Source organism: Ruminococcus turbiniformis, from assembly GCF_020687545.1.
GTDB lineage: Bacteria > Bacillota > Clostridia > Lachnospirales > Lachnospiraceae > Mediterraneibacter > Mediterraneibacter turbiniformis.
Map to the genome: position 1 here is coordinate 64,270 of NZ_JAJEQX010000013.1, position 11,871 is coordinate 76,140.

At 51.1% G+C, this 11,871-nt stretch carries 14 protein-coding genes; 6 read left to right on the plus strand and 8 right to left on the minus strand.

All coding sequences use genetic code 11. The features are described from left to right. Positions 1-100: 100 nt before the first annotated feature. From LKD70_RS08810 to LKD70_RS08820, 3 genes are all read right to left on the minus strand, one after another. Positions 101-1,084, minus strand: coding sequence for a D-isomer specific 2-hydroxyacid dehydrogenase family protein (locus LKD70_RS08810; RefSeq protein WP_227707657.1), 984 nt, complete (start codon positions 1,082-1,084; stop codon positions 101-103). A 108-nt stretch (positions 1,085-1,192) separates the two neighbouring features. Beyond that, positions 1,193-1,984 carry an HAD-IIB family hydrolase gene (locus LKD70_RS08815; protein WP_227707658.1) on the minus strand — a complete coding sequence of 264 codons (792 nt, stop codon included), beginning with the start codon at positions 1,982-1,984 and terminating at the stop codon, positions 1,193-1,195. Beyond that, entirely contained in the window at positions 1,959-2,114 is a 156-nt protein-coding gene (locus LKD70_RS08820; protein ID WP_227707659.1) for a hypothetical protein, read from the minus strand. The genes LKD70_RS08815 and LKD70_RS08820 overlap by 26 nt, the downstream gene beginning before the upstream one ends. Before the next feature lie 59 nt (positions 2,115-2,173). Between LKD70_RS08820 and LKD70_RS08825 the strand changes: the two genes are divergently transcribed. The 4 genes from LKD70_RS08825 (at position 2,174) to LKD70_RS08840 (ending at position 5,354) form a co-directional block, all read left to right on the plus strand. Then, complete coding sequence (locus LKD70_RS08825) at positions 2,174-2,983, plus strand: polysaccharide deacetylase family protein (protein ID WP_227707660.1); 810 nt, start codon at positions 2,174-2,176, stop codon at positions 2,981-2,983. Between the two features lie 251 nt (positions 2,984-3,234). Then, the gene (locus tag LKD70_RS08830; protein WP_320442595.1) at positions 3,235-3,777 is read left to right on the plus strand and encodes an RNA polymerase sigma factor; all 543 of its coding nucleotides are present in this window, start codon (positions 3,235-3,237) and stop codon (positions 3,775-3,777) included. Positions 3,778-3,872: 95 nt separating this feature from the next. After that, positions 3,873-4,664: a DUF4367 domain-containing protein gene (locus tag LKD70_RS08835; protein ID WP_227707661.1), complete on the plus strand. Its 792-nt coding sequence runs from the start codon at positions 3,873-3,875 to the stop codon at positions 4,662-4,664. 159 nt (positions 4,665-4,823) lie between these two features. Next, entirely contained in the window at positions 4,824-5,354 is a 531-nt protein-coding gene (locus LKD70_RS08840; protein ID WP_227707662.1) for a hypothetical protein, read from the plus strand. A 338-nt stretch (positions 5,355-5,692) separates the two neighbouring features. Here the strand turns inward: LKD70_RS08840 and LKD70_RS08845 are convergent, their stop codons facing one another. Genes LKD70_RS08845 through LKD70_RS08865 form a run of 5 tightly spaced genes read right to left on the minus strand, consistent with a single transcriptional unit; the run spans position 5,693 to position 10,727 of the window. Next, the gene (locus LKD70_RS08845) at positions 5,693-7,435 is read right to left on the minus strand and encodes an NADH-dependent [FeFe] hydrogenase, group A6 (RefSeq protein ID WP_227707663.1); all 1,743 of its coding nucleotides are present in this window, start codon (positions 7,433-7,435) and stop codon (positions 5,693-5,695) included. Positions 7,436-7,450: 15 nt separating this feature from the next. Next, positions 7,451-9,238: an NADH-quinone oxidoreductase subunit NuoF gene (nuoF, locus tag LKD70_RS08850; protein WP_227707664.1), complete on the minus strand. Its 1,788-nt coding sequence runs from the start codon at positions 9,236-9,238 to the stop codon at positions 7,451-7,453. A gap of 19 nt (positions 9,239-9,257) precedes the next feature. Continuing rightward, positions 9,258-9,644, minus strand: a complete 387-nt coding sequence (locus tag LKD70_RS08855; protein ID WP_227707665.1) for a (2Fe-2S) ferredoxin domain-containing protein — start codon at positions 9,642-9,644, stop codon at positions 9,258-9,260. Positions 9,645-9,666: 22 nt separating this feature from the next. Beyond that, on the minus strand, positions 9,667-10,224 hold the full coding sequence (locus LKD70_RS08860; RefSeq protein ID WP_456115013.1) for an ATP-binding protein: 558 nt from the start codon (positions 10,222-10,224) through the stop codon (positions 9,667-9,669). Between the two features lie 8 nt (positions 10,225-10,232). After that, on the minus strand, positions 10,233-10,727 hold the full coding sequence (locus tag LKD70_RS08865; protein WP_227707667.1) for an NADH-quinone oxidoreductase subunit NuoE family protein: 495 nt from the start codon (positions 10,725-10,727) through the stop codon (positions 10,233-10,235). A 324-nt stretch (positions 10,728-11,051) separates the two neighbouring features. Between LKD70_RS08865 and LKD70_RS08870 the strand changes: the two genes are divergently transcribed. Both LKD70_RS08870 and LKD70_RS08875 read left to right on the plus strand, forming a co-directional pair. Further along, positions 11,052-11,396, plus strand: coding sequence for a DRTGG domain-containing protein (locus tag LKD70_RS08870; RefSeq protein ID WP_227707668.1), 345 nt, complete (start codon positions 11,052-11,054; stop codon positions 11,394-11,396). Then, the gene (locus tag LKD70_RS08875; RefSeq protein WP_227707669.1) at positions 11,397-11,819 is read left to right on the plus strand and encodes an ATP-binding protein; all 423 of its coding nucleotides are present in this window, start codon (positions 11,397-11,399) and stop codon (positions 11,817-11,819) included. It begins immediately after the preceding gene. Positions 11,820-11,871: the final 52 nt, after the last annotated feature.

An 11,871-nucleotide genomic window follows, 5' to 3' on the forward strand; every position in this document is an offset into this window, starting at 1 on the left:
ATACTTATACACCGAAGTAAAGCTGCATAAGCCTTTTCCTGCACATAAGTCTTTTCCTTCACGTCCGGATGAAATCCACATCTCGTCCTATATCACAATATCACACTACAGCCCACGGATCTTCTTTGCCCTCCGCGTGCATGATGCAGCTCATCAGAGAATGTTTTACCATATCGCTTACCGCCTGATCTGTGTAAAACGCCATATGCGGCGTAACGATCACATTCGGGAATCCCCGGAGGATATAGAGGTCCCGCTTGCTCAGGATGTCTGACTTTCTGTCATAGTAATACATTCCGAACTCATCCTCGATCACGTCCAGCCCGGCGGCGCCGATTTTTCCCGACTCCAGCCCGTCGATCAGTGCCCGCGTGTCAATCAGTCCGCCTCTGGCCGTATTTACGATGACAACACCATCCTTCATCTTCCCGACAGCCTCCGCATCGATCAGATGGAAATTGTCCTCGAGAAGAGGCATATGCAGCGTAATCAGATCGCACTCTCTGTAGATCGTATCCAGATCAGCGTACCGCGCGTGCTCTTTCACCTCATCATTTTCATATTTGTCGTAGGCATAAATCCTGCATCCGAATCCGGTCAGATCCCGGATAACCGAACGGCCGATCCGCCCCGTCCCGAGCACTCCCACTGTAAAGTTAGGAAGCTCGCTTCCCTGAATGCCCGGCAGGGAGAAGTCATTGATCTCTTCTCTCTGCATGATCCGCTTCATCTTCCGGATGGACATAAGCATCAGCATGATTGTGTAGTCTGCCACACACTCCGGGGAGTACGTCACATTGCTCACATGGATTCCAAGTCTTTTCGCGGTATCGATATCCACATGGTCATACCCGATCGTACGGGTGGAAATCATCCTGACTCCAAGCTCATGAAACTTTTCCATCAGCTCTCTGTCAATCTTCGATGTGATAATGCTCACATATTCATATCCTGCGGCAAGATGCGCGTTTTCCAGTGTAGGAGCATCTGTACAGATGCCAAGCTCCACCCCGAACTCCTCTGAAAATTTCTGAAAATAAACCGCCTCGTCAAACTCCCTGTAATTATATACAAATATTTTCATCGTTCCTTACCTCATTCTGAAATTTCCGCTTCTGGCGCGGACTCCTGAATCGCAGCAGTTTGGCCCCAACAGTTCAGCCCGCGGTGTTCGGCTCATAAAACTGCTGCCTTAAATCAGTCCGTAATGTTTCAGCGCATGGGCGATTCCATCGTCTTCCACCGCCCGCGTAATAAATTCTGTATGGGGTTCAAGCACTGCGTCATGCTTTCCCATAGCAACCGCGTGATCGGCATACTCAAACATGGACAGGTCATTGCTGCTGTCGCCGAACACGTATGCCCGCTCTTTCGGTATCTCAAGCATATTCAGAATATATTCGCACGCCGTCGCCTTGGAATAATTCTTCTGTACAACCTCGTACACACTGCCGCCCCGGTCGATTGCCTCCATGTCCGCATCAGCAAACCGCAGGAACCCTTCCAGATCACTGTTCCCGTCCGCATAGACAAGCAGCTTGTCATACACAAAACCGCCGTACTCCAGCGTCTTCTCCAGCCCCATTCCCTTCTCCCGGAAATAGCGCCTTGTCGTCTCCAGACTGTCAAACCGTGTGATATATCCCGGGAAATAGACATCCTCAGGTCCTTCTGCAACAGCTCCCAGACTGCATTCCCGCAGTTTTTCAATGAGCTCACGCCCTCTTTCTTCCGACAGATGGCGAGAAAAGATCTCCTCATCCTTATAAATCACCGTCGTCCCGCATCCGCACAGGAAACCGTCAAAGGAAAGCCTTCCGATCTCCGCGGGGATACTGCTCACTGTCCGCCCCGTATTGATAAAAAGCCTGTGGCCGTTTCTCCGCGCTGCCGCAAGCGCTTCTTTCGCGCTTTCCGGAATCTTCCCGGTGATCTCGCTTAAAAGTGTACCATCAATATCAAAAAATAAAACTGAACGTTCCATGACAATTGCTCCATTTCATCCGCTCTTTTTTAGTTTCCGCCCGCTCTTTTGCAGGCCGGTTTTTCCCTCTCACATTGTACTCTCCTTTCTTCAAAATGTCTACCTGATACGCCCGGTACGATTCTCTCATTCTTCTGCCTCCTGCGGCATACACATAGTAAAAACACTTCGCAGCCGGCAGGGTAAAACATGATAAAGAAAACAATTCTGACAGCAGTTTTATTTTTCTTCTCCTTTCTTCTCGGAAGTGCCGTCGGCTTCCTCACAGACAACGGAAAAGAGAGCAGGGTCTCCGCGGCTTCAGAAGGGAGCTGGGGATTAAGTTTTGAAAAGGACGGAGAACCTCCGGTGGGAAATGCCACTGCCTCCGACCTGGCGCAGTACAACGCATATTATATTCAGGAGACAGAAGAAAAAGTGCTTTACCTGACCTTTGACGCAGGGTACGAAAACGGATATACTGAGGAAATACTCGACGCACTGGAAAAACATGACGTATCCGCCACGTTTTTCCTGACCGGCGCATATGTGGACTCTGCTCCCGAACTCGTCCGGAGAATGGCAGAGGAAGGCCATACCGTGGGCAACCATACATGGCATCACCCGGATATGTCGCAGATTTCGGATATGGAGTCATTTCAGGAAGAGCTCTCCTATGTGGATGAGAAATATTTTGAAATTACAGGTGAAAGGATGAAGAAATATTACCGTCCGCCCCGGGGAATCTACAGCGAGACAAATCTGAAGATGGCACAGGAGCTAGGATATCAGACCTTTTTCTGGAGCCTTGCCTATGTAGACTGGTATGACGATGATCAGCCAACCCGGGAAGAAGCGTTTGATAAGCTTCTCGGAAGGATCCACCCGGGCGCGGTTGTCCTGCTTCACAGCACTTCCGCCACAAACGCGCAGATTCTGGATGAACTGCTGACAAAGTGGGAGGAGATGGGATATGAGATTCTTCCTCTGGCGGAGCTTGACGGTTCCGGCAGACAATAAAAATATCTCTGTCCGCCCCGCTGTCCTCAGAAGAAAAATTTTGAAATACCCTGCAACCATCCGGCGTTTTTCATCCGTCTAACAGTTAAGAGCAGCAAGGCTGCAGCCGCACAGCTCTTCCATCCTGGCACAATGCATGACGGATGCACAGAAATTTCCGTGAAGTGCCGGCGGGCACGCCTCTGAAATGCAAAGCGCCGGCGGGCACGCCAGGAAGAAAACAAAGGGGAAAAGAAAGGGGAATCACACCCATGAACCAAAATCACAAAAGAGGGGGAATCAGTCTGGAATATCTCGTGCGAAAAGCATTAAAAGGTGATCCGAACGCTTTTGTCGAACTGATCGAAGGCAGCCGGCAGAGCATGTACAAAATAGCCCGCAGCTATTTTTCAAACGAGGACGATATTGCCGATGCCATACAGGACACCATCGAGACAGCGTACCGTTCTCTACCCAACCTGAAAAGGGCGGAATACTTCCGCACATGGCTGATCCGCATCCTGATCAATAAATGTATCGACATCATACGGAAGAACCGGAAAGAGAGTCCGGTCGAGATCTTTCCTGATCAGGGCGCGCCATGTGCAGAGCTCAAAAACTGCGAGTTTGAAGAACTGATGTGCTCGCTTGATGAGAAATACAGAACCGTACTCCTCCTCTACTACGGGGAAGGCTTCAAAGTCAGTGAGATCGCGCAGCTCCTCGATATGGAGGAAAATACAGTAAAATCCCGCCTCTCACGGGGCAGAAGCAAGTTCCGGGCAGTCTGGTCCGGGCAGAACGCTTCTTTCTGAAGAGAACGGACCGCCAGACATATCACAAAATACACTGCACTGTACCACTGAAAAAAGGAACTGAAATATACATGTATGAAAAAGGAGGACATGTTTTGAACAGAGAATTTGACCAGAAAGAGATCGAACGCATTCTGAAAGAGGATACGCAGATCCCGGCTTCTGTCGAGCAGAGAATCGACGACACATGCCAACGGATCACAACAGGGATTACAGAAGGAAACGCCGGCTCCGTTCCAGATACGCACCCCCGTCTCACGCGCCGCAGGAAGCGAAAAGCATGGACAGCCGTGGCGGCTGCGGCGGCAGTCACAGCCGGTCTCGGGCTTACCGCATTTGCCGCGGTCAGGCTTTTAAGCGTACAGCTTGAAACGACAGATGAGGGAATGCAGTATAATATTTCCGTGCAGCCGGATTCCACAGGAACAGCCCATACGATCAGCGCTTCTCCCACCTACGTGCCGGACGGGTATGTCTGTCAGGAAGAAGGACCTTATGACGGCAAATGGCACAATGACGCCACAGATGGAGAACTGACCGTTATCACGTACAACGCTGCGGAGCTCTATGCCATCTCCGAAACACAGCCAGATACGCTCCACAGCATGTTTGACAGCAGCTCATTTGTGGAAACAACGGACATCAGCGGAATGCGTGCGGATATGTTCAGCGAGGAAAGTAAATACACAGACGATGACACTGTCATCCAGAACGCCTTCCTTTTCAACGAGGAATTCGGCTATGCCGTTCACATTTTTCTTGACGGAAAAGGTCTGCCGGAGGATGAGGCGCTGAATGTGCTCCGCGGACTGGACATCACGGTTCTCGACGAGACGGTTCCTTATCCGTCCGATGAGGAACTTGAACAGATCCGGGCTGATCTTTAAAACGGACAGCCATACCTGGCCGAGACGATTGATGACAGCTGGTTCTATGGAATCGGCGACGAGATTACCCCGCCCAAGCCGGCGGCATATGCAGAGTCTGGACTCGTTGCAGACATTGAACCTGAGACAGTCTCTTATAAAGTAACGGATATCCAGGTCATGGATTCTCTCCCCCTGGACGAATATCCAAAGGAGAATTATATCCCGGATTACGACACCATCATTGCACCGCTTCTGAATGAAGACGGAACTCTCTCTCCACACGACCGGTATCTTGAAACATCAGAAGGAATTCAGGAAGATGAGATATCCACCATCAGATCAAAATTCATCGTGGCCACAGCTGAGATCACCAACACCGGTGATACCGCATCCGAGTTCTATATAGAGCCGGCACTTGAACTCCTCTCAGACAGCGGGAACGGACATTATTCACCTTACTACTGCCGGCCGACAACATCCGCCTATACACAGGCAGTCAGCACAGAGGGACTTCCGCTCTACCAAAGCGTACAGCAGTTTACGGATAATGGAAAGCAGCACGTCGGCTTTGCCGAGCTTCAGCCCGGTGAGACACTGAAATGCACCTTCGCATGGGCTGTAGATGAAGAATGCGTAGATGACGCTTATCTGGCATTCTTTAACTACTACGGAGGGATCGCGAATCTGTATCCGAGAATTAAAATTTAATATTTGGGGACGTAGTGAAATTCGATTCTGCTACGTCCCCAATTGAAGTTTGCCCTGTCCCTTTTCGATGATACCCCTGTCCCTTTTTGGGTCTTTTTCTTATAAATTTCCCCGAAAAATATAGAGTTAAAGAAAATTCTTTATTCTTTTGAATTCAATACTTTTCCAATCTCTGCCGCTATTTTATTGTAAAGGCCGCATTTCTGCACTGAACACACAAGAAATTACATTTAGGGACATATCAAATTCGAAAAAGGGACAGGGCAATCCGCAATTAGGGACACACTGAAATGCAATCGGGGACGTAGCAGAATGAAATTTCACTACGTCCCCGAATATTAGTTGATCGTTCTCTTCACATAACTTGTATGCAGAATATGATGCGCTTTCTCGCTTCCCGGCGCTCCCAGATACTCACTGTAAACCCGCTTGATAGACGGGTTCTCGTGAGACTTCCGGATCGTCTTCGCCGCGTCGTTGTCATACAGCGCTTTCGCACGGATCGCCTTCACGTCTTCAAAGTTTCTCACATCCGCGTGTACCTGAGGCTGTCCGCCGCCGTTGACGCAGCCGCCTGGGCAGCACATAATCTCAATAAAGTGGTAGTCTGCCTCTCCGGCCCTTACCTTATCCATGATAATCTTCGCGTTGGAAAGTCCCGATGCAACCGCAACTTTTACGTCCATTCCGGCCACATTGTAAGTTGCTTCCTTGATTCCGTCCGTTCCGCGGACTTCCTCAAACTCCACCTTCTCAAGCGTCTCGCCGGTCAGCTCCTCCACTGCAGTACGCAGAGCCGCCTCCATAACGCCTCCGGTTGCGCCGAAGATCACTCCCGCTCCGGAAGACTCGCCGAGCGGATCATCGAATCCCTCATCCGGAAGGCTTCGGAAGTTAATGCCGACCTTGCGGATCAGACGCGCCAACTCTCTTGTCGTGATGGAGATATCCACATCCGGCACTCCCGCCGCATACTGGTCATCTCTCTGCAGCTCGAATTTCTTCGCCGTACAGGGCATTACGCTGACACAGACGATATCTTCCGGCGCGATTCCCATCTTCTCCGCGTAGTATGTCTTCGTGATCGCTCCGAACATCTGCTGGGGCGACTTGCAGCTTGACAGATGTGCAAGCTGATCCGGATAATAGTGCTCACAGTATTTGATCCATCCCGGTGAACAGGAGGTCATCATCGGAAGAACGCCTCCGTTTTTCACACGGTCGAGGAACTCGTGAGCCTCCTCCATAATCGTAAGGTCCGCGCTGAAATCTGTATCAAACACCTTGTCAAATCCGATTCTTCGAAGCGCGGCGGCCATCTTTCCTTCCACGTCCGTTCCCATCGGATAGCCGAACTCTTCTCCAAGCGCAGCGCGCACGGACGGAGCCGGCTGTACGACTACGTGCTTCGTCTCATCGGCAATCGCCGCGAGCACATCGTCGATATTGTCTTTCTCATAGAGCGCGCCTGTCGGACATGCGGCGATACACTGGCCGCAGGATACACAGCTCGTATCTCCTAATCCCATCTCGAACGGGGAGCCGATAAATGTGGCAAATCCTCTGTTGTTCGGGCCGATCACGCCCACGGTCTGCACCTTCTCACAGACTGCGGAACATCTGCGGCAGAGGATACACTTGTTGTTGTCGCGCACCATATGTACCGCGCTCTCGTCCAGCTCATAGTGAGGCATCTCGCCCGCGAAATAGTTCTCGTCCTCAACGCCCAGCTCCTGGCAGAGCTCCTGCAGCTCACAGTGTCCGCTTCTGACACAGGAGAGACATTTCTTGTCGTGGTTCGACAGAAGCAGCTCCAGTGTTCTTCTTCTGGAATCAAGAAGCTTCTGCGTATTTGTCAGCACTTCCATGCCCTCGGACACCGGGTGTACACAGGCTGCCACCAGGTTTCTCGCTCCCTTTACTTCCACCACGCACATGCGGCATGCGCCGATCTCGTTGATCTCTTTCAAATAGCAGAGAGTGGGGATTCTGATTCCCGCCGCATGCGCTGCTTCCAGGATTGTAGAGCCCGCCGGTGCGGTGACATTTATGCCGTTGATTTTTAAATTCACATTTTCCATCTTCTCTACCCTCCCTTATTCTTTGTAGATTGCGCCGAACCGGCATTTTTCCATGCAGGCACCGCACTTTAAGCATTTCTCCGGGTTGATCATATGTACTTCCTTTACCTTGCCGATAATGGCGTCCGCCGGACAGGTTCTCGCGCAGAGCGTACAGCCCTTGCACTTGTCCGGATCGATCCTGTACTGAAGCAGATCCTTGCAGACTCCCGCCGGACATTTCTTATCCACGATATGGGCGATATACTCATCCCTGAAATATCTCAGTGTGGAGAGTACCGGGTTGGGCGCCGTCTGACCGAGCGCGCACAGGGAGTTGGACTGCAGATGATAACAGAGTTCTTCCAGCTTATCCAGATCCTCCATTGTCGCCTGCCCCTTTGTAATCTTGTCAAGGATCTCCAGCATGCGCCGCGTTCCGATCCGGCACGGCGTACATTTTCCGCAGGACTCATCCACAGTAAACTCAAGGAAAAATTTCGCGATATCCACCATACAGGTATCCTCATCCATGACGATCAGTCCGCCGGATCCCATCATGGAACCGATCTCCTTTAAGTTATCGTAGTCGATCGGAACGTCCAGATGCTCCGCCGGGATACATCCGCCGGACGGTCCTCCGGTCTGGGCCGCCTTGAACTTCTTGCCGTTCGGGATGCCGCCTCCGATCTCTTCTACGATCTCGCGAAGCGTCGTTCCCATCGGCACCTCAACAAGCCCGGTATTATTGATCTTTCCGCCAAGAGCGAACACCTTTGTTCCTTTTGACTTCTCCGTACCCATGGATGCAAACCATTCAGGTCCGTTTACGATGATCTGCGGAATATTCGCGTATGTTTCCACGTTATTTAAAATCGTCGGCTTCTCAAACAGTCCCTTAAGCGCCGGGAACGGCGGACGGGGACGGGGCTCTCCTCTGTTTCCCTCGATGGAAGTCATAAGCGCCGTCTCCTCGCCGCAGACAAACGCGCCCGCGCCGAGCCTTAACTCAATGTCAAAATCAAATCCGCTGTCAAAAATATTTTTTCCGAGCAGCCCGTACTCTCTCGCCTGACTGATTGCGATTTCCAGTCGTTTTACCGCGATCGGATACTCCGCGCGCACGTAGATATATCCCTGGGAAGCGCCGATGGCGTATCCCGCGATAGCCATTGCTTCAAGCACCGCGTGGGGATCTCCCTCGAGAATGGAACGGTCCATAAACGCGCCCGGGTCACCCTCATCGGCGTTGCAGCAGACATATTTCTGATCCGCGTCATTTGCCGCCGCGAATTTCCACTTAAGCCCGGTCGGGAATCCGGCGCCGCCTCTTCCGCGAAGGCCGCTGTCTAAAAGAATCTGAATCACATCTTCCGGCGTCTTCTCCGTCAGCACGGTCCCAAGCGCCTCATATCCGCCGGTTCCGATATATTCGTCAATATTCTCAGGATTGATCACTCCGCAGTTTCTAAGAGCAACTCTGTGCTGTTTCTTGTAGAAATTTGTCTCATTGAGCGGGATGATCTTATCCGCCTTCGTCGTCTCATCATAGAGGAGGCGTGTCACAACTCTTCCCTTTAAGAGATGTTCAGATACGATCTCAGGAATATCCTCTTCCTGAACCATCGAGTAGAATGTCCCCTCCGGGTATACAATCATAATCGGGCCCAGTGCGCACAGGCCGAAACATCCGGTCTTTACCACTCCGACTTCCTCAGAAAGCCCGTTGGCCGCGATCTCTTTCTCCAGTCTCTCCCTGATCCTCTGGCTTCCGGAGGAGGTACATCCGGTTCCGCCACAGACAAGTACGTGTGAACGATACATATTTTATGTCCTCCTTTTCCTAGTTTGCCTTGTTATTCTGCGCTGCGCTTAACGTGTATTTTGTCACTACCTGTCCGCCCAGCAGGTGAAGACGCAGAACCTCCAGCGCTTTTTCGGGAGTCATCTTCACATAAGTCACTTTTTCCTTTCCCGGTTCCATCACCTCGACGATGGGCTCATACTGGCACAGACCGATGCATCCGGTCTGCGTCACATTGATTTTATCTGTCAGATTCTGTTCCTGCACTGCATCGGAAAGTGCGGTCAGCACCGGTCTTGCGCCGCTTGCAATTCCGCACGTCGCCATGCCGACTACAACGCGGATCTGGTTCTCATTCTCGGCGCGGACACCGACCTTTCCCTGCATTTTCGCTCTGATTGCGCGCAGTTCTTCAAGAGATTTCATATAATTCCTCCATTTCTTTGCTCTACACATCCGCTCCGCCGTCCGTCTCCTGACGGTTCGTCTCCAGATATTCCTTTATGAAGGCGGACACTTCCGGCTCGGAAAAAGACACCTCTTCCCCGAGGATCTCCCTCATCTCCCTCGTGTCCAGCACAAAGCTCTTTTCCCCATATGTATAGGTATACCTGAAATCAGTCTGTTCATTGAAAACAATCAGCGTATGGATGGTAGAACTGATATCTCCAAGCGGCATCCTGTCGATATGTGACAGTGTGAATACCGCCGTTACTTCTGTTCCCTTTCCTTTTTCCGATACAATCTGAAATCTGCCGTCCGTGCTCTCCGCCGCCTGTTTCAGAAACGGGACACCCAGTCCCACTTTTCTTGTCGTCCGCGTCGTATAGAACGGATCCTGTACCCGCTCGGCCTCCTCCTTTGTCATACCGCATCCATCATCCTTTATCATCACGGTCATCTTGTCGTCCCCAGGCTGTACGTCAACGATAATCTCTATCAGAGAGGCGTTCGCGCGCACCGAGTTCTCGGCCACGTCCAGAATGTTCAGAGATATTTCCGGCATCATGACTCTCAGTCGTATTTCGCCAGAATGCCGTCCAGATCATCCACTGTCAGACGTCCATAGACTTCGTCATTGATCATCATGACCGGAGCCAGTCCGCAGGCGCCGACACAGCGGCATGCATCCAGTGAAAATTTTCCGTCAGGCGTACACTCTCCGCCTACGATGCCCAGTTTCTCCATCAGAGCATTGTAAATGTCGCCGGAGCCTTTTACATAACACGCCGTTCCAAGACAGACGGAAATCCGGTATTTTCCCTTCGGATTCAGCGTGAACTGCGAATAGAAAGTCGCCACACCGTAGATCTTTTCCATCGGGATTCCGGTTTCGTCCGAGATCATCTTCTGAACTTCAATCGGAAGATAACCGTATATATCCTGTGCTTTCTGCAGGATCGGCATAAGAGCACCTTTTTCATCTTTCAACTCGGCGATCGCCTGCATAAGTGCTTCTTCCTGTTCTTTTGTCCCGGAAAATGGAACCGTTCCTTTCTTAGCTGCCATTCTTCAACCTCCATTTCTCTTTTTCCCGGTACGGTTCGGGCCGCAAGCAAAATTCTGGCCGCAGTGGTCCGGGAAAGTATTTTGTGCTCATTGCCTATATAATATCATAATTTCTCACAGTCTGTCACTCATTTATTATGAACATTTTGTATACATTACACGATTTTTCCTTTTTCTTCCATTCTTCCGCCTTCTTTTTGTTATTTTATTCACAAATTCGTCATATAAAACCTCTGTTTTTTGTGCATTATTGCTTTTTGCCGCTTCGGATGTTATGATGATTCCATAAGTATAAAGTTTTCAGACAGAATATCAGGAGGATCTATGAAAATAAGAGAAATGCAAAAAGTCCTTGATGCGCAGTTTCTCTACGGAGAAGAGCTTGCCGATCTGGACGTAGAGTTTGTCTTCTCCGCCGACATGATGAGCGATGTGCTCGCTTACTGCGGACAGTGTTCCGTCCTCATCACAGGGCTGTGCAATCCCCAGGTAGTGCGAACCGCCGAGATGCTGGACATCTGCTGCATCATCTTTGTCCGGGGAAAGATGCCGGATGAAAATATGCTGGCGCTGGCACGCGGAAAATCCATCGTTCTTCTCGCCACTGAGCATTTCATGTTCACCACCTGCGGCATACTTTACGAGAACGGACTGCGGGGAGGTGCTTAGATGAGCGACGAACTTACTTTTAACTACACGATAGACGGGGATGACTTTACCCGTGCGGGCGAAGCCAGCAGCGCCGTCAAAAACAAGCTGAAAATGCTCGGCGTGGACAGCGACGCCATACGGAAAGTTGCCATTGCCATGTACGAAGGGGAGATCAATATGGTCATCCACGCGGACGGCGGAGCCATCACTGTGACCGTATCCGATGAGGAAATCACGATGATCCTTGCGGACAGAGGCCCTGGTATCCCGGATGTGGAAAAAGCAATGCAGGAGGGATTTTCCACTGCGCGGGAGGAGGTCCGCTCTCTCGGGTTCGGTGCCGGAATGGGACTTCCCAATATGAAGCGGTACACCGATGAGATGAAGATTGACACTGTCATCGGGGAAGGCACCACAATCACCATGAAAGTCCATCTGTAGCCCCGGCTCTTCGGCACAAAACCGCACGAAACAACCGGGCGGCCTCACAGAC

Bases quoted from the DNA above. Each gene is read 5' to 3' on its own strand.
- LKD70_RS08810 (WP_227707657.1), bottom strand. From the start codon at position 1,084: ATGAAAATATTTGTATATAATTACAGGGAGTTTGACGAGGCGGTTTAT.
- LKD70_RS08815 (WP_227707658.1), bottom strand. From the start codon at position 1,984: ATGGAACGTTCAGTTTTATTTTTTGATATTGATGGTACACTTTTAAGC.
- LKD70_RS08820 (WP_227707659.1), bottom strand. From the start codon at position 2,114: ATGAGAGAATCGTACCGGGCGTATCAGGTAGACATTTTGAAGAAAGGA.
- LKD70_RS08825 (WP_227707660.1), top strand. From the start codon at position 2,174: ATGATAAAGAAAACAATTCTGACAGCAGTTTTATTTTTCTTCTCCTTT.
- LKD70_RS08830 (WP_320442595.1), top strand. From the start codon at position 3,235: ATGAACCAAAATCACAAAAGAGGGGGAATCAGTCTGGAATATCTCGTG.
- LKD70_RS08840 (WP_227707662.1), top strand. From the start codon at position 4,824: ATGGATTCTCTCCCCCTGGACGAATATCCAAAGGAGAATTATATCCCG.
- LKD70_RS08845 (WP_227707663.1), bottom strand. From the start codon at position 7,435: ATGGAAAATGTGAATTTAAAAATCAACGGCATAAATGTCACCGCACCG.
- nuoF (WP_227707664.1), bottom strand. From the start codon at position 9,238: ATGTATCGTTCACACGTACTTGTCTGTGGCGGAACCGGATGTACCTCC.
- LKD70_RS08855 (WP_227707665.1), bottom strand. From the start codon at position 9,644: ATGAAATCTCTTGAAGAACTGCGCGCAATCAGAGCGAAAATGCAGGGA.
- LKD70_RS08860 (WP_456115013.1), bottom strand. From the start codon at position 10,224: ATGCCGGAAATATCTCTGAACATTCTGGACGTGGCCGAGAACTCGGTG.
- LKD70_RS08865 (WP_227707667.1), bottom strand. From the start codon at position 10,727: ATGGCAGCTAAGAAAGGAACGGTTCCATTTTCCGGGACAAAAGAACAG.
- LKD70_RS08870 (WP_227707668.1), top strand. From the start codon at position 11,052: ATGAAAATAAGAGAAATGCAAAAAGTCCTTGATGCGCAGTTTCTCTAC.
- LKD70_RS08875 (WP_227707669.1), top strand. From the start codon at position 11,397: ATGAGCGACGAACTTACTTTTAACTACACGATAGACGGGGATGACTTT.